This is a genomic window from Treponema primitia ZAS-2 (assembly GCF_000214375.1).
In the GTDB taxonomy this organism is placed as follows: Bacteria; Spirochaetota; Spirochaetia; order Treponematales; family Breznakiellaceae; genus Termitinema; species Termitinema primitia.
Map to the genome: position 1 here is coordinate 3,163,750 of NC_015578.1, position 23,536 is coordinate 3,187,285.

Sequence of the window (23,536 nt, forward strand, 5' to 3'; positions counted from 1 at the left end):
TCCCCAGCCAGCCTATACCCGAACCCCGACCGCTTCCCGGATGGAATCCACCAGAGATTTACGGCCCGGCAGCCGTCCCATGGTACCGGGAATTTCTACTATCAGGGGATATTTGCCGGAGATTTGCCATTCAGTCAGATCGTTCCCCAGCCAGTCAGCGGCTTCTTCGGTGAGGATCAGAACCCGGCAACCCTCAACCCCACCGGGAAGCACCGCCTTGGCAGTGTCGTCCCAGCCCCGGGTTATGCGCAGAAAAGCTGCGCGGGCAGTGTCAGCGTTGAAAACCGCGGCGCCATTGATCCCGATAAAGCGGAAGGCGGTGACCAGTTCCGAATCCCCGATAAAAAAATAATCCATCAGAGTATCATGATGAGCAGGGCCACCAGGAAGCCCCAGAGACAGATACCTTCCGCAAGACCCGCATAGGGCAGGGCCTTTCCGGAAAGTTCCGGGTTCTCACTCATGGCGCCCATGGCCGCAGCGCCTATCTGGCCTACCGCAATACCACCGGCGATACAGGAGACACCCACCGCCAGAGCAGCGGCAAAGTACTTCCATACCGAAGTATTCCCCGCGCCTTCCTGGGCTGCCTCAGCCGCTTCCTGGGCGAATACCGGCACCGCCAGGGCAAACAATACAAGGGTGAACAACACTATTCTGCGTTTCATAACTAAACCTCCCTGCGAAACCGGAAAGGGGAAAACTCCACCCCGGTTTCGGTAAAAAACTTGCTAAAAAATTCGTAATATTGAAGACGTACAACCTGAATGGCGACGATCATTCCCTCAAGCAGTATTATTACCACATTCCCAAAGATCATGATCAGCAGGAATACTGCAGATCCTCCGATGCCGCCGGCAGATTCCATTACCATCTCAGAAAGTTTAAAGATGATAAAGGAAAGTACCGCATGGGAAAGGGCAAAGGCCCCAACCCGCAGAAAACTTACGGTATTGGAAACATAGGTAGAGGCGGTTTCCAGTATCTCCACGAATCCTTCCATAAAGAACACCAGAAAGCCGTGTTCCAGCACCGGCCTTTTCCCTTCCACCATGCGCCAAATCAGGGGGCCGAAGAAGATACAGAAAACCGGCAGGGCCAGACCGATAAAATCGAACCACCTGAAGCCGCCCCCCAGAAGGCAGCGTATGGCGATGGAAATGGCATACCAGAAGAGCAGCATTCCTGCTATACCGGTTTTGGAGAACAGGGCCTTTTCATATTTTTTGAGCCCCCACTGGTTAATAATATTAACCAAAAGCCCAATGGAGTTGAAGATGATCCCCACAGCAATGGTAAAGCCGAAAAAGTAGAAAAGTTTTGTCACGCTCCCCCCCTTTTCGGTAAGGGGCATGAGGGTCAATATGCGGTCCACCGGATGGCCCGTAAGGAAGCCCGTGATCGTCCTGGTGGGGCCTGTAAGAATTTCTTCGTCGGTAAAAAATTCACCGTTTAGGATGCCCATGACCATGGAAGCAATTCCCACTGCAATAAGCGGGGTGGAGTAACCCTTGAGACCCTTCAGGGCTTTAAGGCCCCGGCGGCCTGTAAGAAGCCCTGCCAGAAGCAGTACAAGACCCTGACCCACATCGCCGAACATGATCCCAAAGAGGATAGTGAAGAAAAAAGCCACCAATGGTGTGGGATCGATGGTACCGTAAAGAGGCGCCCCGTAGGAAAACACCACCCCTTCAAAGCCCTTAACAAAGGCGCCGTGGTCCAGGGAAACCGGGACCTTTTCCTTCCCCAGCCGCACCTCGGGAATTTCCTGGGGATCAAAGGCCCGCACCGCTACCCTGCCCCCGGTCTGCTTCTCCAAGTCATCCACCAGGATGCCCAGGTTGGCCTCAGGTACCCAGCCGCTCAGAACATACACACTTTTTGTGGCAGCCAGATGGCTCTTGAGTTCCCCGGTGATGGAAGCCATGAGGTAGGAGCCGTTCAGGGATTTCAGGGTGGGGCCGTATTCCTGGACCACCTCTTTTTTGTCCGCCTCAATGGACTGCAAATCAGTTTCCATAGTTTTAAGCCGGCCCTGAAGCCCCGAAAGGAGTTCCCCGGGCACACCCTTGTACCCCTCGGGAACACTTATAGGAACAAAGGCTTGCTTTTTCAGTTCCGAGTCCATGGCAAAGCGGCCCTTCCGGGAAGCGGCGGCCAGGATGCGGTCATCCCCTTCACCGGATCCCAGGGGTATGATCACCGCCCGGTCCGCCAGGCTGGTACGAAGATCCTCCAGACGCTCCGGTTCCAGCCGGCCTATACGCAGGGTCAGGTAGGAAAGCTGATCCAAGTCCGCAAAGGGGGCGTTGAGGTTGGCAAAGGACTTGGCTTCGTTCAAAGCGTCTTCAACCTTTTTCTTTTCCTGGAGGGTTTCATTTTCCCGTTTGCTCAGTAATTCTATCCGGGAACAGATCTGTTCGGTAAGCTGGGCTTCCTCGGGACCCGGTAGCCGGCTGTCCTCATCGGGTTCAGCAGGAAGTTCGATCCCCAAATAGACTGCCCCGGCCCTGATTTTTTCCAGATTTTCCAGTGTCCCCTGCCGGACAGCCTCATCCCCCGGGCGGAAGGAACTCAGTTCCTCGGCGCCGTAAGAGCCCGAAGCAGGCAACTCCCCCTCTTCATTTTTGGGGAAGTGCATCAGGGCACGGCGGCCCAGGTATTCGATGACCCCGTCCACATCCCGGTCCAGGACCGTGAGTTCAACCTGCTTCATCCTCCGGGGGCGAATCACAGGAACCTCCTCACTACGTTCTTCGGGTGAGTGTTCACGAGGCAACCCCCAGCAAATCAAGGATATCCTGGGCGGGCATACCCAGGCTTAAGCCCTCAGCAATGCTAATCAGGAGATCCTCTTCAAAGAGTTTAAGTTTAATAAAACAGGCCACCATGTCCAGGGAGAAGGGCCGGAGCCGGAAGGAATGGCGGGCCAGGGTGTAGAGATATTCCGCAGCGGCGTTTTGGAAATACCGGGGGTCCGCAGCCCAGGCTTCACCGCTGAGCCGGGGGTTCAGAAACTTTACCCAGCGCCAGTGTTCCCAGTCAGCAGGATTGTCCAAGGCCATGGAAAGGGAATCCTGGGCATCGTCGGCCAGGGTAGGCTTGGCCGCACTGCGCGAGGAACTCCGTTGCAAGTGGCGCCCCCTGTGCCAGTGGGAGTGGTAGTCCTTCAAGGCGGGGATGGACACCAGGTATTCCCCGGCCTGGTCCTCGGACATGCCGTAATAAGTCCGCATACGCAGGGCCCAGGCAGCATTCCGCAGGCTCACCTCTTCAGAGAGTATCCGTTCAATGGATTTTCGATCCGCCGGGGCGAGGCGCAGCATGGATTTCCAGAGGCTGAAATAGTAATGATGGTCCAGTTTGTTCTGGATTACCATGGTTTTAATATCCAGTGGGGTAAGCAGGTCCTCCAGAAGGAATTCAAATTCAGTACCCTTGAGCATCAGGCTGAAATGGGGGTACTCCTTGTAATTAATGGTAGCAAAGCGGCCTATATCCGTAATCTGGGGCAGGTTCCGTTCACCAGCGGTAGCGGCGGCGATCACCCGTTTCAGGTCCGTGTACTCGAAATCCCGGATAAGACGGACCAACATTTCCGGAGGATGGGGGAAAGAATCAACAATGATAATAATTTGCCGGGCGGTACGGTTGATGATCCGCCGCTCCAGGTCTACCAGGAGTTCCTGTTCCGGAAGATCCCGGGCATCCTTGCCAAAGACAAGCCGGTCCAGTTCGGAAAGCCGGGTTAATCCGCCAAGCTTGGAGAGGCGTTTCCCTATAAAGGAGTTCCCCACTATCCCGCAAGCCTTGGCGTACACATACGACCGTTCCCCCATGCCCGGCATTAAGGTTCCTTAGGAAACGCCGTTTCCGGGAAAAGCAGGGATTCCGTCAATGCGAAAAATTCCTTCAGGTGAAGCGGCAGGGCAGTAATACTTTCCCGGTAAAGTTCAAGCTGTTTCCGGTAATCCTCTTTGGCTGCCCTTATAGTCTCTTCGTACCGCGAGTTTAGCTCCGCCGCTTCCTTTCCAAACCGTTCTTCGTGACGGGCCCGGTTTTCATTTTCGTTCTCAGAAACCCGGCGATCCGCCTCGGCTTGGGCATCGTCCACCAGGACCGAAGCCTGGGACTCCACACTCAGCAGGTGCTGGAGCACACTCTTTTCATCCCGCCCCCCCTCAAAAGCGGTGCTATAGGCGCCGTTTTCGGAGTCCGGAAACTCTGAGCTTAACCTTTCATTCAGGGTAGCGGTATCCATTAAAAACCTTTTTTAGCAGAAATTCTAATTCAAAGTGATGAGGGTATCCTCATATTTTTTCAAAACCCCATACACACTTTGAACATCCTTCTGAGCGGCAATATCCAAAAAAAACTGAGGATTGGTCAGCAGCTCCGCCAAGCCCTGAAGGACATGGAGGTGTTTTTCCGAATCCGTTGGGGGACCCACAATCATAAAAAGCAAATAGACCGGATTCCCATCCAGGGCTTCATAGTCTATCCCCTTCCGGGAGATGCCCAACATACCGTACACCTTGTCCACCGCGTGGGTTTTCCCATGGGGAATGGCGATACCCCGCTGGATTCCCGTGGACATCTTTACTTCCCGTTCTTTGAGGGCTTCCAGGATATCATCCCGGGCATTGGATTTTATTACCTGACAAAAACGATCTACCAGTTCTTCAAAAACTTCCTCTTTATCACTGGATTCCAGATCTACCAGGATAAATTCGGGCGAAAAAATCTCGTGTAATAACATCGAGCCTCCTCAATCCTATTCTAAAGACTCGGCCTCTGTGGGTTCAGCTTGGGGAAATTGGAATTCAGGCTGATCATTCAAGATATTGGCACCCTCTTGATCCTGCCACCAGTCATTATTCACTTCCGATGACAAGGCCCTTCCGGCTGCTTCAACCCCGGCGCCGCTGGGAGTCCGGTTAAGAAGGGCCAACCCCAGGCTGAGTACCAAAAAAATCGCCCCCAAAATGGAGGTTGCCCTGGTAAGGACATTGCCGGACCGGGACCCAAAAGCCGAGGAACTGCCGCCGGCAAAAATTCCCCCCAGGCTATCCCCTTCCTCATTCTGTATCAGAACCAATAAAATAAGAAGGATCGCCGCAATAACGAAAAACACCAATAAAACAACACTGAACACACCCATTTACTATCTCCACAAAGAATATACTATATTTTACTAAATCAAAAAAAGTTATGCAAGGTAAAGCGGGGGTCCTCAGCCTCCAAGGGGCATGATATCCCATATCAAAAGTCTATACAAGTAATGAGAGCTTAAACCATAGGCTATACAGAACGGAATACCTGTTTCTCCATATTGACCCAGATCCCCGGGGTGGGTGGGGATGCTTCTGGGGGCGTCTATGGAATTCCCCGCCGTAGCAGACCGCGCAGCGGGCTGACGGAGGCGGACTCAACATGTTAGCCCCCAGGAGCGTCCCCACCCACCCAGAAAAATGAGCCGCTCTTGGTTAAACTGAAAATTCCTCGTAGTGCCCGGTTTGGCTAATATCATAGCCCCCCATGAGCTCCAGGTCCTTTTTGAATTCATCGGAAGCGATATAGGCGCTCACTATCCTGATTGCGGGGTTATGCCGATCCTCCAGGCGGAAGACAAAATCGTACCATTCCATCTGAAGGGGGATAAATTCGACCCCCGCTACCCTATCAATACCCCGTTCACAGCCGTAGCCTACTTCGGCGCCGCCCTTAGCCACGGTACTGGCGCAGGCCAGGTGGGAACTTGATTCCCGGGTATAACCCTGGATTTTGGCGGCGTTTATCCCCAGAAGGGCCAGTTTCTGGTCCAGCAGGATCCGGGCGCCGGATCCCCGTTCCCGGTTAACCATGGTCAAGCCCGGGCGGCTGAAATCCTTCCAGTCCCGGATGTTCTGGGGGTTCCCCTTCCGGACATAGAGGCCCTCCATACGGCCCAACAAGCGAAAAACCCCCACCGGGAGCCCCGGAAGGAGGCGGCGGATAAAGGGGTAGTTGTAGGTATCGGTCTCCCCGTCCCAGAGGTGGGAGGCGGACATGGTTACCCGGCCGTGGTAGAGACTGTAGAGGCCATTGTAACAGCCCACAAAGGAGCGGAGTATCGGGATCCCCTCCCCGGCAAGCCGGGCTACCAGGAGGTCCAGGCATATATCCTGGCCGGAGATGATCACCGAGGCGGCGGAAGGCCTGCTCTCCCCTGACTCCCCTTCCCCGCCGGGAGCTTGCCGGCTAAGGCCGGCGCCGGGACCTGGCTGCTCGGCAAATTCACGGCGCCCCGGGTCCGGGGATCGCAGTTCCGAGTACTGGGGGCCGGTCTTGGAAAGCTCCAGGTAGCGGTCAATATCGGTCTGGGAAATCCGGACTTGCTTCCCTACTTTGGATGAGGGGAGCTCGCCCCGTTTGATCAGTTCATATACGGTGTATTTTTTTATCCGCAGCTGTTTTGCAACATCCTCAGCGGTGAGAAGGGTTGATTCCATACTTTCATTGTATAGTACAAATCAAGAAACGGCAATTGATAAAAAACTGGCAGGGACCGGGTCTTCGGGGTGGAACCTTTGGCGCTCATCGTAATAGACGGCTTCGATTTCCTCTATCCTCGGGAGGAGGCCTTTTTCGTAGATATAGTCCCAGCCTATCCAGCGGATTAAGGCGCCTTCGGGCAGGGGATGGCGGACTGCGCTGTTTACGTGGGCAAACCAGCCGTCGGCCATGACCTGGCCCAGTTCGGGGCTGAAAACCCAGTCTGCGGCGGCTCGCTGGGGTTCGGTCAGGTCTTTCTTTATTAGGGCATACATGGGGTTGAGCACCGCCCCGTCTTCGGGCCAGATAATTTCCAAAAAATCACGCTTGGGAATTGCGTGGGCCCAGAACCAGGACAGGAAGTAAACACAGCAGCCATCCCGGTTTCCCTGGGTGTCGGCGGCCATTTCCTGGGCCCTGCCGGTAAAGCCGATATTGCGGGCCAGGGAGCGTATGCCCCTTTCGCCCTGCTCTTTCCACGTTTCCAGCAGCAGGAGTTCCGAAATATCATCTAAGGCAAAGCCGGTGCCCAAACTCCCTTCATATATAGGATTGGTGAGGTCCGAGATACACCGGGGCGCGGGCCGGCCATTAAGGCGGCGGTGGTTCACCAGGATCACATAGGGCATGGCGCCGAAGATGCTAAAATTGCCCCGGGGGTCTTGAAGGTCCAGGTTCCGGAACAGGGGATGAACCGGTTGAGGCAGGGGCCATTGGGCGAAATGATCCTGCTTTTCCGGGGTCGAGAGGAAATTCCCGGTGAAGTATTCCCCATACCCGGATTCGGAAACCACTGCGGGGAATTTTGCCAGGTCCTGAATCGTGCTTATATTATAGTAGATATCTACTCCGCAACCCCCCATGGGAACCACGCCTTTGATTTTCCGGTCATGGGAAAGGTTATACCGGGCTTCGAAATCCTTCCAGGCCGTAGAAAACCGATCCTTTATGGGGCAGTGCACATGGCCCAGATAATCCAGGTCTTCCCGCATGGAATCGGGAACCAGTTCGATGATCGACTCTTTTTTCATGACAAACTCCTTTCTTTCACGGAAATCCCTTCTAAAAAAAATGTTTCCATATCAAAATCCAGGACGGCCCCTTCCCGGAGCAAGTCCCTGAGGGCTAGAAATTTCCCGCTCAGCTCCCCCATGAGGACCGCATTGCGCCGTTCCGCCGGGCTGGTCTCGATGATACGCCGCACCCCGCCCCGGTGTATACAGATCCGCCGCTGCCCCAGCAGGGCCAGCACCGGGTCGTGGGTGGAAACCAGGACTATCTTATCCTCACCCACCAAAAGTTCCAGTGCCCCACGGCGGTCCACCCCGGCATTTTCCAGCTCGTCGATGAGCACCACCGGGGAGGGGCTGAGCAGGGCCGTATCGGCGATCATCAAAGACCGGGACTGGCCCCCGGAAAGCTGGGTTACCGCCGTACCCGCCGACAGGGCCTCCCCGGTGAGCCGGTTGGCGGCGGTCACAATCCGCTCCACCAGGCGGGGGCCGGAAAAATCTTCACCCAGGGAGGCCAAATTGCGGCTTTCCGCGTGCATGAGGATAAATTCCTCCACCGTCAGGTCCATGATAAAGTTCATGTTTTGGGAAAGCTGGGCCACCAGCCTCCCATCCAAGGAATACCGCTGTTCCTGGCTGGGCTCCCGGCCGTCCAGGAGCAGACGCCGCCCTGTGGGGGTGTCCCCCTGGGCAAGGCAGCCTATGTCCTCCAGGAAGCGACTTTTTCCCGCTCCGGTGGGTCCCACCACGCAGAGTATGCCCCCGGCCTCCAGGGTCAGGGTAAAGTCCTCGGGCAAGCCGTCCTTATCATGGCCGCCTATTATGGTGATGCTGTGGACTCCGCCCTTGGCTTCGCCGTCAGGAACGGCGTAATTTGTGTTAGACATGGGCTTCTCCGACCGGGGGTATCTCGATTTTTCGGGCAATCATACTGTTGGTGGCATAGTCCGGGCCTATGCGGGTTTCCCCCAGGCAATAGGAACAGAGGGCCGAAGGCAAAGGGAACCGGATCTGCCCATGGTTCAGGGTGGCGACTTCCGGGGCGTCCCGGAGAAAGCGGGCCAATTCGGAGGCCCCCTCCCCGGTAAGGCCGTTCACAAAGAGGAATCGGGCGTTCCGGTTTGCCTCCCGGGCCCGGAAGGCAAAAACCTCCCGTTCAGCCTGGGAAACTACATCCGCCTTGGTGATCACCACCATGTCGGCGAAGAGGAGCATGGGGCCGATTTTTTTTGGGGTGTTAACCCCGGAAAGGCAGTCGATGACGCAGAGGGAACGGACCCCCTTGATATGGGGAGAACAGCGGTTGCAGAGCCCGGCGCTTTCACTGAAGAGATAGTCCAGGTTGCGGGAAAGGCCCCAGGCCACGCAATCTTCAATATTAGTGATAAAGTAATGGTCCGGGCAAAAATTCCCCGATATCCCCGTGAGCACCGGGATACCCCGCTTTTGGTAGAGTTCGTCATCCGTAGTGGAGATGCAGTCGAATTTGACCGCCCCCACGGTGAGCCCCTCTTTCATAAGGGCTTCCGCAGTCTTGATAGCCGCCGAAGTTTTGCCCGCCGAGGGGGGCCCGGCAAAGGTTACAAGCCTCATAAGGGCACTCCGCTTACTGCGGCTTTGCGAAGAAGGAGCCAGTCCCCGGTATCATCATGGACCACCCGGACTTCGGCGAAGCCCAGGGACTGGGCCACCGGGGCATAATCCTCGGGCAGGGAATCCTGGGTGGTTTTCTGCTGACGCGCCCCAAAGTCGTCGCCGTTTCGTTCCGACATGACCCGGTAAATCTCGGTCTTCAAAGCCGGGCTGCCATAGCCCCCGCCCAAAACTGCCACCCCGCCGGGCGCCAGAATACGCCTGATTTCGGTCAGGCTTTGTTCCTTGTCCCAAAACCACATGGCCCCCCGGCTGACAACCAGGCCCGCCGAAGCCTCCGCAATGGGCATGGCGTGAACATCCGCGCAGAGGGTCGCTATACGCTCCCGGTCCGCTTCTTTGATGCGCCGGGCAGCCAGTTCCAGGGCATAGGGGTTTGAGTCCAAAAGGGTGATTTCATTCGTAACCAGTTCCGCAAGGGCCAGGCCCAGATGCCCCCCGCCGCAGCCCAGGTCCACACAGCGCCCCCGGCTTATCCCAGCAAGTTCCAGGAGCCGCCTTGCGATGGGCAGATATATGGGGGCGAACACCTCATCGGCGATGCGGTCGAATTCCAAGGCTTTAGCCCGGGCTTTTTCAGCGGGAAGCGCGACGGTAGGGGAAATAGTGTTTAGCTTCGCCTCTGCTTCCGCAGCCATCGGGTCCTCCTGGTAAGTATAACAAATTATACCGGGGGAAACCTTAGCTATCAAGATGCTATTCTGCTCAAACATGATCTTATAAAACATAAAACACAATAAAACCACACGGATTTGTCTATATTTAGCCAAATTTAACTTGACGAGGGATTATCGATCGGTTATGATCGGTTTTGTTTAAACTTCTAGTCTTATACACCAAATGAAACAAACTAAAATAGAAACAAATACGTCAACTCCCTTGAGTTGCGTTTTGGAATAAAGAAGGAGCTATTTATGAGAAAATGTCCAGCACGGGGTAGTATTACCCGGCTTCTGGCGGCGAGCCTAATCGCCGCTGCGCTGCTCGCAACGGGCTGCGAAAACGCTACTGAAGACCCCACACCCGGGCCGCTGAGTGTCGATACATCAGGGTTGATCAGCGGTATCACTCAGGCGAAAGAATTGCGGGATGCTACTGAAGTTTCAACAAATGGTGCGGATGTGCATACCAGCCAAAAATGGGTAACCCAGGCGGTCAAAACTGCCTTTACCACCGCGATTACCGCAGCTCAAACGGCAGCGGACAAAAGCGACGCCACCCAGGCGGAGATCGATGCGGCCCTGGCAGCCTTGAATACCGCCAAAACTACCTTTACCGACGCCCTCAGAGACGGAACCAGCGTAGCCAATAAAACCGCCCTTAATAGGGCCATCACTGAGGCCCAGGAATTACTCGACAATACCGCAGTCTCGGCGGACGGCGCGGATCTGCTTACCAGTGAAAAATGGGTAAGCCAGGCGGCCCAAACTGCCCTTACCAACGCTATTGCCACTGCTCAAACCACGGCGGGTACGCAAGACGCCACACAGGCTGCGGTCGATGAGGCGCGGACAGCCCTGAATACTGCCATAAGCGTCTTTATCAACGCCATAGAAAACGGAACCGGCGCCAAGGCGGCGTTGCTCAGCGCTATCACAGCGGCGGAGAAAACACCGGAAAACATCCTAGTTTCGATAGACGGGGCAGATGTGCTGGTCAGTGAAAAATGGGTAACCCAGGCAGCCCTGACTACCTTTACCACTGCGATTAGCGCGGCGCAAACAGTGGCGGACAAAAGCGGCGCCCTGCAAGCGGAGTTTGATGCCGCCCTGGCAGCCCTGAATACCGCAAAGACCACCTTTACCACCGCCGCCCAGGCCGGAACCGGCGCCAAGGCGGCACTGCTCAGCGCTATCGCAGAGGCGGAAGGTTTACAGGCGAGCACCAAAGTTTCCACAGATGGAATGGATGTTCTTACCAGTCAAAAATGGGCACTCCAGGCAGCCAAAACTGCCTTTGACAGCGCGATTACTACCGCCAAAACAGCGGCTGAAACGAGCGGCGCACTGCAAAAGGCGTTCGATGATGCGCTGACGGCCTTAAATACCGCAAAGACCACCTTTACCAGCGCCTCCAGCGCAGGATCATTGGCCGATAAAGCGGCGCTTCGCAGGGCTATCACTGAGGCCCAGGGCTTACTGACCAATACCGAGGTTTCGACTGACGGCACTGAGGTTTCTATATATAAAAAATGGGTAAATTCTCAGACGTACAAGGATGATTTAAGCGACGCTATTGTCCTGGCACAAGCGGTGGTGGACGTGACCGATATCACACAGCCCCAGACCGATGTTGATAATGCAAAAATAGCCCTTACTACGGCAATAAACGTCTTTAAAGGCGCTAGCAAGTATGGGTTTAACAGCACCACCGGATCGGTCAAGGATATCACCATTACCCTTTACCATGGGGCAGAGGCGCTTTCAGAATCACCAACGGTGAACATTGTAACGAGGCTCAGTCACTACACAGTTTCGATTGGCTCGGGATGGACGGACATAGCCTGGTATCTTAACAACAGTACCAAATTGGCCTCTACGGATCTGGTACTTGGGCTACCCACCAGCGGCGGGAACAATTCGTACCTCACCCTGACCGTCGAAGCGAAAAAAGATGGGCTCCTCTGCACAGGAAACTGGATTTTCAAGCTTCAAAACTAATGAACAGGAATACTAAGGAGTATATATGATGAAAAAGGCAATTATTGTGATGGCGGCCATGGCCATGATCCTGGCCGTAGGGTGCGAAAATGTTTTGGACCAAGGTAATAGGCCTTCAGGGTCCCATGAAATTACCGTGGAAATCGGCGGCTCCACCGCACGGTCGATCATGCCGGCATCAGACGACTTTACCTATGTGGAATTCAGTTTTAGTGCCGTGCCCCCCACACCGTCCGAGGATATCCCCCCGGTACAGACCGAAACCGGCAGCGCCACCTTCTACCTGCCCGCAGGAACATGGCAGCTTACGGCTAAGGCCTATCGGAAAGGGCTGAGCAGCCCGGTGGCCCAAGCGACCAATGACATAAGCATTAATAGTTATGGGGCTGTAACAGCGGGCAGTACCACTGTTTTCCTTTTACCTGTAGGAACCGGCAGGGGTGAATTTAAATACACGGTGACCAAAACCGCTGCTGCCCTTTCCACCAGTGCCAGCGCCGCCAGCAGCATCACCATCACCCGGCTTGACAGCGGGGAGACGGGTATCGAAGATGAGGCTTTTGTTGATGGGGTGCGAAAATTAGTCACCGCCGACTTTACCGATAATGTTCTTACCGGCAGCCTTTCCCTTGATGCGGGACGGTACACTGTGGATATACGGCTGCTTACCAATGCCAGCAGCATAGCCCGGAGCCTGTATGCGGTGTCCATCATGGACGGGCTGGATTCAGAACTCAGCTACGATGCAACAATATCAGGCTATGTGAGTTCAACAGCCGGCGTGATACCCTTTACCCCGGACATTGTGTTAGGCAAAACGGCATCTGTTGGCTCCCATATAGCCTTGAGTATCCCTTTCAATCCCGGCACAGCGGCGCAGCTCCGGTTTCTTACTGTTCCGAATACCACCGCTTCGGTGTACTTTACCGCCGCAAAAAACGCGTTACAGACTATTACCATTGGGGGTACCGACAGCAGTTCGATAACCAAAGCGGTTACTATCGTGGATGGTTCAACCCCGTCCGATACCCTGGATGTGTTTACCGTAGACACTACCGCTATTCCCACTGGGGGGGGTGAAAAAACCTTTACCCTTACGGTGAACGAAGACGGTTACCGTTCCATCGTGAGCACCGTTACTGTAAAGGTAATAGAGCCAAACTCACCGGGTATTTGGGCCCCCGTTTCACCCTATGTTATAGGTGGCGGCGGCAGCGATGTGGTGTGGGGCAATGGTAAGTTTGTTGCCTCCGACTATAATAACGGGTCCGCCGCATATTCGGCAGACGGAGTTGCCTGGACTACCATAACCCAAGATGCAACGACCTTTGGCGCCAATTATATTAAAGATTTAGCGTACCTGAATGGCTCCTTTTGGGCCGTAGGAAAGGGCGGAAAAATTGCCACATCAGTAGACGGCATTACCTGGACAGCGGTAACCCAAACTGTTGCGGCCACGACTGAATTTTACAGCATAGCCTGGGGAGGTGGAGTATACATCATTGCCGGAGTTAGCGGGACAATGATACGCTCCACTGATGGAGTGGACTGGCAAAAAGTAGAAACAAGTACATTTGGTTCGGCCACTATAAACGGCGTAGCTTATGGTAACGGTATATTCATTGCTGTAGGGGCAAACGGCACTTCCGCTTATTCCCCGGATGGAACAAGCTGGACCAGTACCAGTACTACAACCAATACCGGCAGTTTCTTTAGCACCAATACCATTAAAAAGATTGCCTTTGGCGGAGGAAACTTTCTCGCGGTCTCGCGATATGGCGTGGCAAGTACCGCCAACGGGACAGATTGGACCTGGCATGAACTATGGCACTTTGACAGTCCGACGGACCCGGCCTGTGAAAATACCAAAGTGTGGATTCAGGCTGTAGCCTATGGCAACGAGTATTGGTGTGTAGGCGGCCAGGGCGGACGTATAGCCTACACTTCCGATCTGGGTACCTGGAACAAGGTTAACGGCGGTTACCATAATGATCCTTTTGCCAATGGTGATTATGTGAACGGTATAGCCTATAGCGACACCGGCACATGGCTTATTACCGGCGGCGATGGCAGCCCGAAAGCCATGATTTCCCGGCCGTAACAGATTTTCCGGTAAAAGGGATGCCCAGGAACTTACTTAATTCCCGGGTATCCCTTTCCATTTTATCCAAAAAGGTGCCTGGCACCAGATCGCCTGAAAGGGCGATTTGCTTTTTTAGGGAGCAGCTTATGAAAACGAAAGTTATTACCAAGATTATTATCGGGCTGGCCCTGCTGCTGGTCCCGGTATTTGGATTGAGTATCCTGGGGTGCGAAACCGATTCGCCCTCATCATCGGTAACAAATATTTCCATAAGCCCCCTGAGAGCTTCGGTGAAGCAGGGCGAAGCAGTGCAGTTTTCCGCATCAGTGTCGGCAATAAACGGCGCCCATGAGGGGGTGCTGTGGTCTGTTGAAGGAGGTCACCCGGGAACCGCAATTTTTCAAACAGGTTTACTCACTTTGGCCACCGATGAAAGCGCCGAAACCCTGACGGTAAGGGTAATATCCACCTTTGATACAGCCAAGTCCGCTGTCGCCATCATTACGGTAACACCGGCCTTAGGGGTCCCCTCGGTAAGCGGCGTTACCATAACTCCCAATACGGTTACAGTTGAACAGGGCGAGACCCAGCAATTTACAGCCCACGTTGATGTGACAGGGGATCTGGCAACAACTAAGACATGGTCCGTTACCGGGAACACCAGTGATGATACTACGATTTCCGGGGATGGTTTACTGACCGTGGCCGCCGGGGAAACCGCAGAGACCCTGACGGTAATGGCGGTGTCCACGGCGGACAAAACCAGATACGATGCTGTGTCTGTAACCGTAACGCCGGCGCCGGTGTCCCATTCAATAGCCCTAAATCCCGTAAGGGTTTCTGTTGATCCCGGTAAGACCCAGCAATTTGCCGCTGTTGATAATGAAGGCCAGGAAATTGCTGTAAGTTGGTCTGTGGAAGGATCATCCACAGGAACCGAAATTTCCCAAACAGGTTTATTGACCGTGACCAACGACGAAACCGCGGTAATCCTGACAGTGAAAGCAGTTTCCACGGCGGATACAGCCAAATCAGCCACAGCCATTGTTACTATAATACAGCCACCCCAGATTCACTCCGTGACCGTAAACCCCTCAACAGTATCGGTACATAAGGGTAGTACCCAGCGCTTTACCGCCAATGTCAGCGTGACCGGTGATGCAGTACGTACTGTTATCTGGTCAGTGGATGGAGCTGCTGCAGCAGAAACCACCATATCCGCAGAGGGGCTGCTCAGTGTTGGCGCCGGTGAAACCGCAGCGACTCTGACGGTGAAGGCAGTTTCCACAGCAGACTCGGGCAAGTTTAACACATCGACTGTAAGCGTAGCAGTACCGATGGTACAATCTGTGGCATTAAGCCCTGCAACAGCATCAATGCAACGGGGTACAACCCTGAAATTCATAGTTATGGTCAAGGCAACAGGAGACCTGGCAAAGACCGTGACCTGGTCTGTCGATGGGGCTCACACGGGAACTGCGATTTCCACAGATGGTTTGCTCACCGTAGCCACCACCGAGACCTCGGGGTCATTGACGGTAACGGCAATATCAACCGCAGACACAAGCAAGTTCGGCACTGCAACGATAACCGTAACAACACCGTCAGGTCCCACGCCATCAACATGGACGGCAATCACCATTACCGGCTTTGCCGGCCTGGAAAACGATTCTATCAACAGCGTAAGCTACGGAGCCGGTACAGGCTTCATTGCCGGCGGCGGACCCTATGCCCAGGGAGCAGCCGCGCATCCGGTTATCTCCATCTCGTCAAACGGTATCGATAATTGGTCGCCCATGGATTTACTCATCGATCCCTTTGACAGCTATGTTGGCAAAATAGTTTATCTAAACGATAAATTTTTGGTCACCCGAGGCAGCGGGGTTAAAGTGGGCCTCTATTCTACGGACAGCGAAAATTGGGCGGTAACAGAAATAGGATTCGGTACAAAGGGTTTCGCTTATGGGAACGGCACTTACGTTGTAGGCGGACAGCACGGCCAGGCTGCCTGGAGCAGTAATGGTACGGACTGGAACGTCCTCACCTTAGATAAGACCACTTTTGATAACGGCAGCGCAAATCAATTGTATATAAACGCCGTAGCCTATGGTAACAGCATATTTGTCATGGGCGGAGGCCGGGGACACACCGCCTGGTCTGGGGATGGTAAAAATTGGCAAGGCGTACAGGGAAATACCGCACCATCGGAGATCATCTTCGACGGGCCTTCAGGGTTCATTGACTGTATGGTTTTCGGGGCCGGTAAATTTGTCGCCCTGGGCGGCATGGACGGCTATGACGCCAAATCCGCCTGGTCCATCGATGGTGTTCACTGGACCCAGGGCGGGGATCCCCATCTTAAGACGGGAAACGGCAGCCCCACTATTGAGTTCGGAGGCGGTTTTTTTCTGGCTGGGGATAACAATGGGAATGCGTCCTATTCCAAAGACGGCATAAGTTGGACAGCCATAGGGGACACCACCTTTGCGGGTACGCCAATCAAAGGTGTTGCCTACGGAGACAGCAGGTTTGTTATGGTAGGCGGCGAAGGAAAAGCCGCGTATTCACTTATTGAATAGCAAAAAGGTGACAGTCACCTTTTTGTGGATAAATATTTATCGATTAAAATGGTGACTGTCACCTTTTAGGAGAACTATGAAAAACCCGATCATCCCGGGGGTGCTGCTTTTTATCGCCCTGTGTTTCAGTTCCTGTGAATCAAATCCCGAACAGGACAAGCTTCCCTTATCCGGGCCGAAGTCCATACAGCTTACCGCAAGAAATGAATCAATTGTTGTCCAGTGGAGTAAAGTCGCTTCCGCCCAGGGGGTGGCGCCGTACTACGCGGTGTATTACAGCACAAACCCTAACCCCGGTTCAGCAATACAATGGGCATATCTGGAAGCGCCTGAAATGAACCTGGTAACATCGACTATTACGGGCCTTAAAAACTACGTTACCTATTATGTGTGGGTAAAGACCTTCTTCCCCGGTTTGGGAGAATCAGACTTTAGCCCCACCGAATATACCAACCCCATTCCCCCGCCTCAAAAACCGGGAAACATCACCCTGAAGGCCCTTGAAGAAATGCTGGAACTTAGCTGGGATTCTGTTACCGATGCTTTTACCTATAAAATTTTCTGTATACCCGGCGATTCTGCAGAAGAATCCCCCCCGGACGGAACCATGGTAATGGAAGTGCCCAACAGGGAGACAAAATCCGGTGGGGTGGTTTTTAAACTAGCCGATGATACCCGGCTCGTTAATACTACTGCCTATACCCTCTGGGTACAGGCAGTGAATACCGCAGGTGAATCACCCTATACAAAAACTAATGGAACGCCACAGTCGGCAGTAAGCGTTCCTGCGCAGCCCCCGGAAAAACCAACCCTGACCGTGGGAAATAAAAAAATATTTGTAACCTGGAATCAGGTTTCCGGGGTCCCGCACTATACCATATCTTATGGCACAAGCAATAATTTTTCTGAATCGGTGACACGCACCGATACTGTTCCGGCAGACACCCCAATAGTAAGCACCGAAATTACCGGACTTATCAATGGTACAAGCTATTATGTATGGGTACAGTCAAGCAATTCAAAGGGAAATTCAGCTCCCAGTGAGGCGGCGACAGCGGCCCCGGTGGCAAAACCAGCAATCAATTATAACAATTTACAATTTGAGCTGGGCAGGGCGTCTGCAGATTTCATATTTGCCGTTGATTTACCCCCAAGTGTTTGGTTTTTTAATGGCAGGCCAAGCACAGACCGGCTTACCCGGTTCCAGGAAGCCGCCATAGGCAACCTTTTTTGTGATGGTGCCGCATGGTACATTAGAAACAATTATCCCGAAGAAATATTTGACTTTGTGTTTCTTAATGGCAGTTTTGTTAACAATCCCCTTCCCAAGGGGTCTATAAGCATCGGAACCATGATGAACGCAGTCACTCCCGATGGACGGTCAGACAAGGCCTGTTTAATTACCCTGAAAGGCGACAGGCTTATTGAGCTGTTTAACGATGTAGCCGATGTCCCCCATACCGGGCATGGCAGTTCCAATACCGGCTGGTTCATCATGGTATCCGCCGAAGCACGGTATACCATTCAGTATTATAAGCCCCCTGAACTTTCCGAATGGACAAGCCCGGATGAGATAATCCGCGGAACTTCAGAGCCCTACTATCATGGCTGGATTAAAGAGGGTACCCTGAAAATTAACGGACAACCCATTGATGTAAATAAGGAGTACCGTATTCTAACCACCGATTACCTGGCCCGGGGCGAATGGTACACCACCTTTCCCCTATACGGAACAAATAAAAAAATATTCCCTATACAAATGTGGAAAACCGTATCGGAATACATTTATGATCAGTCTGTAATTACTCCAAAACTTGATGGCCGGGTCAAAATAGAAGGCGGTGTCCCCCTACCCCCGCCCTGGGAACCGGGCAATTTGATAAACAACGATCCTCCCCTATGGTAGAATTACTGTGGTAAGTTTACAATGGTAAGATACGGTGCGGTTCTTGGAGTGCTCTGCACCTTTTTTCTGACAACCACCCTGTTCGCAGCAGAGGCGGATGAAGTAGGGGTAGAAGCGGATGAAGCAATCAGGCTGCCCGAAGCAAGGGTAGAAGATGTGCGGGATACGCCGGAACATATTACCCAGGAAGAGATGGAACGGGACGGCGTTACAGATCTATGGGAGGCGGTGCGTTATGTCCCCGGCGTAATCCTCTCAGGCGGGGGCCGCCGTAATGATTCAAATTTTACTGTTCGGGGATACGGCGCCGATGCTGTCCCCATTTATATTGACGGAATAATTATGGCAAACCCCTACAGGGGTGAGGGAGATGCCGCCCGTTTTTTAACCGGAGACTTGGAGAGTATAGATATACAAAAAGGGTATAGCGACGAATTGCTGGGGGCAAATACTCTGGGGGGCGCCATACTTATGCGTACTGCAAAGCCCCGGAATAGTTTTGAAGCATCTGTAAAAACAAGTTTAGATTTTGACAGTATTGGAAAATACGCCGATTCCACCCATGTCCTGAGTTTGGGCAGCAGGTTGAAATATTTTTACACAAAAGCTGTGGCTCAATACCGTGATATAAACCATTTTCGCCTGCCCGGGGACTTTGAACCCACAAAATATAACCCCCAGGAAAAAGGAGACCGGCTCTGGTCTGATTCAAAGGATACTAAAATTACGCTTTTAGCAGGGTTTACTCCGTTTCCCGAACTTGATATATGGGCAAACTGGGTTTATCAAACGGCAGACAAGGGTTTTTCAACCCCGGAAACACGGACCAGGGAGTATCAAATATGGGACTGGCCGGTTTGGAATAGACAGAGCAGCTCCCTTAACGGGACCTATACGGCGGATGTTTGGAATATTGAAGCCCTGGCCTATTTTGATAAATACGATAACCGCTTAATAGAATACTATAACTGGAAAGCCTATACCCTTGGTATTCATCACGAACCTTCGGATTATGATGAGTATACCGCAGGGGGACACCTCAAGTTTGGGTGGGATATTAACAGTTGGAATACTGTCCGCTCTGGCGTTACCTATATTAAAGAGGATCATAAAAGCCTGTCTGACGGAGAAGAACAGGTCCATGTGAATGAAGATACCTGGTCGTTTGGGGCTGAGTATTCAATGAACTATTGGGAACCCCTGACAGTAAATCTGGGAGGTGGTTTTAATTCCCTTGTGCCTATTGATTTTTATGGGGATGAAAATGAATTTATGAAAGCCCTGGGGGACCATTATTATGTCATTAAAACAAAACCAATGTTTCTGTATACCTGGCAGGCCGGTCTTTTTTACAAGCTTACTACATCCCATGAACTGCACCTTAGCTATGCGCGGAAAAATCATTTCCCCACCATGTCGGACAGGTATTCGACCCGCTTTGGCAGGAAACTCCCAAATCCGAACCTGGGCCCTGAAATCGCCAATCATTTTGAATTTGGATACCAGGGCGCCATACTCGAAAAACTTACGATAAACACCGCAGTTTATTACAGCATCATGACAGGAAAAATTGTAAATATAAAACTGCCAAACCCTGAATATCCCCCTGTGGAGGTTGATTATGCCAGAAACCTTGACTCCACATCATTTTACGGATTTGAATTTTCTCCGGAATTATTTATCAACAGCTTTATTAGCAGTGGCGCTTCATTTTCATATAATAAATATACGATAAACAACAGCCTACAGGGCGTCCTGAAACTTGATTATTATCCTGAAATCACGACCAATGCTTATGTGGTAATAAACCTGATTACCAAGGCGCCGGATAAAGCAAAATGGCTTACCCAGCTTTCCATTATTCCCCGCATTGAATTTATCGGATCCCGGTACGCGGACACCGCAGGAAAAAATGAGCTGGACAGCTACTTCCTGGGGAACATCAAATTGGTACTTGGCATCACCAAGTATTGCACCATCTCCACAAGCGTAGAAAATATATTTGATGAATATTATGAAATCCGTGAAAACTGGCCCCTGGCGGGGCGATCGTTTAATATAAGCCTGACCGCCAAATACTGAGCACTCCGGATATAACTCAGCCCCGGGCTATGCCCACCCGTTTCCCCGCGTCAAAGATGGTCCCCTCCCGTTTCCCGGTAATCACATCCCGGCACAGATCCGGATCGGTAAGCACCAGGCCCTGGAGGTCCCGCACTCCGAAGTCAAAGAGCAGGGGCGAAAGGGGCGTGGTAGGACCTGTCAGGATCATTCCCTGTCGGCGGGAAAGCTCCAGAAGCCGGGGCAGGGTCTTATTGACCAGGGTAACCCCGGTGGCAAAGACAAAATCCTGGAAAGGGATGATGAATTCACAGGCGGAATCCGGGTAATCCCCCGGGCCGGGGCGTTTTTCCAGGATAGAGAGCTCGCAAACCGGCCCCAGGATCCGTTCCAGGTGCATAAAATGGCCAACCACTGCCACTTTTTTGCCTGCAACCCGGCCTTTCCAGGCTTCAAAGGCGCTCATATCCTCCTCAGCAAGGGCAGATCTGACCTTCTTATGCTCCGGAGAGTTCCAGTAGGCGTTAATTGCCGCCACACCCAGGCTTGCTTCGGCAATATTCCAGGATTTAGCCGCCGTCGCCAGGTCCCGCAGGGCCATACCCCGGCAGGAATCCGGGAGGGTCCGGGGGCGGGTTTCGTTATTCGATAGATGGCCAAGGTTCATGGCCAGCCCAACCCGATCCCCGGAACGGACATAGCTCCAATGTTCCCCGGAAATTGCCTCATCGGCCTTATGTTCCGGGGGTATCGCGGCTATAAGACAATCATAGAGCGCCCAGGGATTCGTATTTTCTGCCATCCTATTTCCTCCTGCTAAACCTGACAATTCAAAGAAGATTAGTATAGTATACTAACCAAACAAGTACATATCATATAAAACTAAATAAAACCTGTTTGTTTTCTTGACAAAATTATAAAACCAGACTATAACAAATTATGGAAAAAAAGTAATCGGCCTCGGTCCCGCCGGAATTCCTCTCCAATTTTCCGGTGGGACTATTATTTTACCGGAGCCCTTGGTTGAGGCTTCATTATGAACTATAAAGTGGTGTATAAAGCAATACTCCATGAAAAAAAATCTGTGGCCCTTGATAATCTGTGTCTCTATGGTCATTCATGGGCTGATTTTTTTTATCCTTTCGGCTTTTCCCATGCCTGTTTCCCCGGCGTTGAAGCAGAAACCCTCCGGGGAAGCCTTCTCATTGGTCAATCTCGCCCTGGCAGAACCCCCGGAAGCGCCTCGGGACGATCCCCGGCCAAGGACGGCGCCGGAAATACCCATGGATCCTCAAACGGAAATCCCCCCGGCGCCTACCGAGGAGGCTGACGCTGAACTTTCTTCCCAATCCCTTGCGGAAAATTTTATCACCCTGGAGGACAGCCCTGAGGATAAGCCTGGCTCTGCCGCCCCGGCTTCAGCCGGTTCCCCTGCGGGGATGTCCCCGGTTGAAGCCGGGGATGGAAGCAGCGCGGGAAGCTCCTCTGGAAATTCCCCCCAAACCGCAGCCTATCTTAGCCGCAACTACAACTATATCCAGCGCCGCATCCGAGACAGCCTAGTGTACCCGGCCCAGGCGCGGCGCACCGGCATTCAGGGAACTGCGGAACTAATCTTCACCATTCACGAGGATGGCCGGGTAAGCGGGGTTAGGGTAAGCGAAAGCAGCGGGTCGGCGCTTCTGGACGCCGCAGCGGTGGAGGCCATCTATGCCGCAGCGCCATTCAGGCGACCTCCGGCGGAAGCCCGGCTGCTTATACCCGTGGCCTTCCGGCTGCATTGAGGTATTAGCAGACCCCGGCGCTTGCCGGCCCACGGGTTTTGACCAACTCAACCAAACGGCACATAACAAAACAGTGATTTAAGCATTGACAGTTAGGTTTTGGCCGGTATAATGGTTTTATGAAGTACAATACCAATCAATATCGCCCTAATCGTTCTATTTTGTTTTACCGGGGCCTGCTTTGCAGTGTCCTATTCCTGGCGCTCAGTCTTCAATTAAATGCCGCGCCGCGGAAGGATGTTTCGGCGCCCCAGCCTTCGGAGACCGTGTCCGGGACAAGGTCCTTTACGGACTCCAGCGGGAGGACCCTGGAGATTCCGGGGAAGATCACAAAGATTTCTCCCTCGGGCAGCCTGGCTCAGATGTTCCTTTTGGCAATCGCGCCGGATCTGATCTGCACCGTTTCCTCCGCCTATTCTCCTGACCAGGCGGAATTTGTCCCGGATTACCTGATGAACCTGCCCGTGGTGGGTCAGTTCTACGGCTCCCGGGACCTTAACCCCGAGGAAATCGCCCGGATAGGGCCGGATCTGGTTATCGATATCGGAGAGCCCAAGGACAGCATCGCCCAGGACATGGATGCCATCACCCAGTCTATCGCCATTCCGGCCATCCATATTACCGCTACCCTCAGGAGCACCCCGCAGGCGTTCCGCACCCTGGGCCAACTCCTGGACAGAGAGGAACAGGGGGAAAAACTCGCCCTTTTCTGCGAAAAAGCCCTTTCTCGAGTCGATGACATTGTGGCTAAGGCGGGAAATAATAAAAAAGAGTTGCTCTACTGCCTGGGACCTAGGGGTATCAACGTACTCGCCGCAGGGTCCTTTCATACGGAAGTCCTGGACTGGATAGCCAACAATAAGGCGGTGGTGGATAATCCCTCTTCCCGGGGGAGTGGCAATGAAACCAACCTGGAACAGATACTGCTCTGGGATCCGGAGCTGATCATCTTCGGTCCGGACAGCGTGTATAGTTCCGTCGCGGCGGACCCTACCTGGAAGCAGCTCCGGGCTATACGCACCGGGGCCTACTACGAGGTTCCCCAGGGTCCCTATAACTGGATGGGTACCCCCCCGTCGATAAACCGTTACATAGGTATGCTCTGGCTGGGGAAAATCCTCTACCCCCAATACGCTCAATACGACCTATACACCGAAACCGCAGAATACTACCGGCTGTTTTACGGACGGGAACTCAGCCGGGAACGGTATGAGCGGCTGACCGCAAACAGTATTTCTGCGGGTGGTCCGGGTAAATAGGCCC

The 23,536-nt window shown here is 53.2% G+C and carries 20 protein-coding genes; 7 read left to right on the plus strand and 13 right to left on the minus strand.

Annotation, left to right across the window (positions count from 1 at the left end; genetic code table 11):
• Positions 1-12 precede the first annotated feature (12 nt).
• The 12 genes from TREPR_RS13675 to TREPR_RS13730 all read right to left on the minus strand — a co-directional run bounded on the left by TREPR_RS13675 (position 13) and on the right by TREPR_RS13730 (position 9,838).
• On the minus strand, positions 13-357 hold the full coding sequence (locus tag TREPR_RS13675) for a V-type ATP synthase subunit F (protein ID WP_015708922.1): 345 nt from the start codon (positions 355-357) through the stop codon (positions 13-15).
• Entirely contained in the window at positions 357-668 is a 312-nt protein-coding gene (locus TREPR_RS13680; RefSeq protein WP_015708923.1) for an ATP synthase subunit C, read from the minus strand. Before TREPR_RS13680 ends, TREPR_RS13675 begins: the two co-directional genes overlap by 1 nt.
• 2 nt (positions 669-670) lie before the next feature.
• Positions 671-2,734 (minus strand): V-type ATP synthase subunit I, encoded by a 2,064-nt coding sequence (locus TREPR_RS13685; RefSeq protein WP_015708924.1) that lies wholly within the window; start codon positions 2,732-2,734, stop codon positions 671-673.
• A 34-nt stretch (positions 2,735-2,768) separates the two neighbouring features.
• Positions 2,769-3,848 (minus strand): V0D/AC39 family V-type ATPase subunit, encoded by a 1,080-nt coding sequence (locus TREPR_RS13690; protein WP_015708925.1) that lies wholly within the window; start codon positions 3,846-3,848, stop codon positions 2,769-2,771.
• Positions 3,848-4,261 (minus strand): hypothetical protein, encoded by a 414-nt coding sequence (locus tag TREPR_RS18760; protein WP_015708926.1) that lies wholly within the window; start codon positions 4,259-4,261, stop codon positions 3,848-3,850. The genes TREPR_RS13690 and TREPR_RS18760 overlap by 1 nt, the downstream gene beginning before the upstream one ends.
• Before the next feature lie 24 nt (positions 4,262-4,285).
• A complete protein-coding gene (locus TREPR_RS13700; protein WP_015708927.1) occupies positions 4,286-4,759 on the minus strand; it encodes a PTS sugar transporter subunit IIA in 474 nt (157 codons plus the stop codon).
• Positions 4,760-4,774: 15 nt separating this feature from the next.
• Positions 4,775-5,161 carry a preprotein translocase subunit SecG gene (gene secG, locus TREPR_RS13705; RefSeq protein WP_015708928.1) on the minus strand — a complete coding sequence of 129 codons (387 nt, stop codon included), beginning with the start codon at positions 5,159-5,161 and terminating at the stop codon, positions 4,775-4,777.
• Between the two features lie 325 nt (positions 5,162-5,486).
• Positions 5,487-6,491: a helix-turn-helix transcriptional regulator gene (locus TREPR_RS13710; protein WP_015708929.1), complete on the minus strand. Its 1,005-nt coding sequence runs from the start codon at positions 6,489-6,491 to the stop codon at positions 5,487-5,489.
• 21 nt (positions 6,492-6,512) lie between these two features.
• On the minus strand, positions 6,513-7,565 hold the full coding sequence (locus tag TREPR_RS13715) for an ABC transporter substrate-binding protein (RefSeq protein ID WP_015708930.1): 1,053 nt from the start codon (positions 7,563-7,565) through the stop codon (positions 6,513-6,515).
• Positions 7,562-8,434, minus strand: a complete 873-nt coding sequence (locus TREPR_RS13720; protein ID WP_015708931.1) for an ATP-binding cassette domain-containing protein — start codon at positions 8,432-8,434, stop codon at positions 7,562-7,564. The genes TREPR_RS13715 and TREPR_RS13720 overlap by 4 nt, the downstream gene beginning before the upstream one ends.
• On the minus strand, positions 8,427-9,140 hold the full coding sequence (locus TREPR_RS13725) for a GTP-binding protein (protein WP_015708932.1): 714 nt from the start codon (positions 9,138-9,140) through the stop codon (positions 8,427-8,429). Before TREPR_RS13725 ends, TREPR_RS13720 begins: the two co-directional genes overlap by 8 nt.
• Positions 9,137-9,838: a class I SAM-dependent methyltransferase gene (locus TREPR_RS13730; protein WP_015708933.1), complete on the minus strand. Its 702-nt coding sequence runs from the start codon at positions 9,836-9,838 to the stop codon at positions 9,137-9,139. The genes TREPR_RS13725 and TREPR_RS13730 overlap by 4 nt, the downstream gene beginning before the upstream one ends.
• Before the next feature lie 276 nt (positions 9,839-10,114).
• Between TREPR_RS13730 and TREPR_RS13735 the strand changes: the two genes are divergently transcribed.
• The 5 genes from TREPR_RS13735 to TREPR_RS13755 all read left to right on the plus strand — a co-directional run bounded on the left by TREPR_RS13735 (position 10,115) and on the right by TREPR_RS13755 (position 20,510).
• A complete protein-coding gene (locus TREPR_RS13735; RefSeq protein ID WP_015708934.1) occupies positions 10,115-11,860 on the plus strand; it encodes an FIVAR domain-containing protein in 1,746 nt (581 codons plus the stop codon).
• Positions 11,861-11,885: 25 nt separating this feature from the next.
• Positions 11,886-13,961, plus strand: a complete 2,076-nt coding sequence (locus TREPR_RS13740; protein ID WP_015708935.1) for a beta propeller repeat protein — start codon at positions 11,886-11,888, stop codon at positions 13,959-13,961.
• Positions 13,962-14,089: 128 nt separating this feature from the next.
• Positions 14,090-16,522, plus strand: a complete 2,433-nt coding sequence (locus TREPR_RS13745) for an Ig-like domain-containing protein (RefSeq protein ID WP_015708937.1) — start codon at positions 14,090-14,092, stop codon at positions 16,520-16,522.
• A gap of 76 nt (positions 16,523-16,598) precedes the next feature.
• Positions 16,599-18,428 carry a fibronectin type III domain-containing protein gene (locus tag TREPR_RS13750; RefSeq protein ID WP_015708938.1) on the plus strand — a complete coding sequence of 610 codons (1,830 nt, stop codon included), beginning with the start codon at positions 16,599-16,601 and terminating at the stop codon, positions 18,426-18,428.
• A 21-nt stretch (positions 18,429-18,449) separates the two neighbouring features.
• On the plus strand, positions 18,450-20,510 hold the full coding sequence (locus TREPR_RS13755; RefSeq protein ID WP_148257316.1) for a TonB-dependent receptor: 2,061 nt from the start codon (positions 18,450-18,452) through the stop codon (positions 20,508-20,510).
• A 16-nt stretch (positions 20,511-20,526) separates the two neighbouring features.
• On the opposite strand, the gene TREPR_RS13760 is transcribed toward TREPR_RS13755, so the two are convergent.
• On the minus strand, positions 20,527-21,291 hold the full coding sequence (locus TREPR_RS13760) for a DUF364 domain-containing protein (protein WP_015708940.1): 765 nt from the start codon (positions 21,289-21,291) through the stop codon (positions 20,527-20,529).
• A gap of 268 nt (positions 21,292-21,559) precedes the next feature.
• On the opposite strand from TREPR_RS13760, the gene TREPR_RS13765 reads away from it, so the two are divergent.
• Both TREPR_RS13765 and TREPR_RS13770 read left to right on the plus strand, forming a co-directional pair.
• Entirely contained in the window at positions 21,560-22,273 is a 714-nt protein-coding gene (locus TREPR_RS13765; RefSeq protein ID WP_015708941.1) for an energy transducer TonB, read from the plus strand.
• A 119-nt stretch (positions 22,274-22,392) separates the two neighbouring features.
• Positions 22,393-23,532 (plus strand): ABC transporter substrate-binding protein, encoded by a 1,140-nt coding sequence (locus TREPR_RS13770; protein ID WP_015708942.1) that lies wholly within the window; start codon positions 22,393-22,395, stop codon positions 23,530-23,532.
• The last annotated feature ends 4 nt before the right edge of the window (positions 23,533-23,536 follow it).

Coding starts and splice junctions, on each gene's coding strand:
- TREPR_RS13715 (WP_015708930.1), bottom strand. CDS start 7,565: ATGAAAAAAGAGTCGATCATCGAACTGGTTCCCGATTCCATGCGGGAA.
- TREPR_RS13740 (WP_015708935.1), top strand. CDS start 11,886: ATGATGAAAAAGGCAATTATTGTGATGGCGGCCATGGCCATGATCCTG.
- TREPR_RS13730 (WP_015708933.1), bottom strand. CDS start 9,838: ATGGCTGCGGAAGCAGAGGCGAAGCTAAACACTATTTCCCCTACCGTC.
- TREPR_RS13680 (WP_015708923.1), bottom strand. CDS start 668: ATGAAACGCAGAATAGTGTTGTTCACCCTTGTATTGTTTGCCCTGGCG.
- TREPR_RS13765 (WP_015708941.1), top strand. CDS start 21,560: ATGAAAAAAAATCTGTGGCCCTTGATAATCTGTGTCTCTATGGTCATT.
- TREPR_RS13675 (WP_015708922.1), bottom strand. CDS start 357: ATGGATTATTTTTTTATCGGGGATTCGGAACTGGTCACCGCCTTCCGC.
- TREPR_RS13725 (WP_015708932.1), bottom strand. CDS start 9,140: ATGAGGCTTGTAACCTTTGCCGGGCCCCCCTCGGCGGGCAAAACTTCG.
- TREPR_RS13735 (WP_015708934.1), top strand. CDS start 10,115: ATGAGAAAATGTCCAGCACGGGGTAGTATTACCCGGCTTCTGGCGGCG.
- TREPR_RS13750 (WP_015708938.1), top strand. CDS start 16,599: ATGAAAAACCCGATCATCCCGGGGGTGCTGCTTTTTATCGCCCTGTGT.
- TREPR_RS13700 (WP_015708927.1), bottom strand. CDS start 4,759: ATGTTATTACACGAGATTTTTTCGCCCGAATTTATCCTGGTAGATCTG.
- TREPR_RS13720 (WP_015708931.1), bottom strand. CDS start 8,434: ATGTCTAACACAAATTACGCCGTTCCTGACGGCGAAGCCAAGGGCGGA.
- TREPR_RS13710 (WP_015708929.1), bottom strand. CDS start 6,491: ATGGAATCAACCCTTCTCACCGCTGAGGATGTTGCAAAACAGCTGCGG.
- TREPR_RS13745 (WP_015708937.1), top strand. CDS start 14,090: ATGAAAACGAAAGTTATTACCAAGATTATTATCGGGCTGGCCCTGCTG.
- TREPR_RS13760 (WP_015708940.1), bottom strand. CDS start 21,291: ATGGCAGAAAATACGAATCCCTGGGCGCTCTATGATTGTCTTATAGCC.
- secG (WP_015708928.1), bottom strand. CDS start 5,161: ATGGGTGTGTTCAGTGTTGTTTTATTGGTGTTTTTCGTTATTGCGGCG.
- TREPR_RS13755 (WP_148257316.1), top strand. CDS start 18,450: ATGGTAAGATACGGTGCGGTTCTTGGAGTGCTCTGCACCTTTTTTCTG.
- TREPR_RS13690 (WP_015708925.1), bottom strand. CDS start 3,848: ATGCCGGGCATGGGGGAACGGTCGTATGTGTACGCCAAGGCTTGCGGG.
- TREPR_RS13770 (WP_015708942.1), top strand. CDS start 22,393: ATGAAGTACAATACCAATCAATATCGCCCTAATCGTTCTATTTTGTTT.
- TREPR_RS18760 (WP_015708926.1), bottom strand. CDS start 4,261: ATGGATACCGCTACCCTGAATGAAAGGTTAAGCTCAGAGTTTCCGGAC.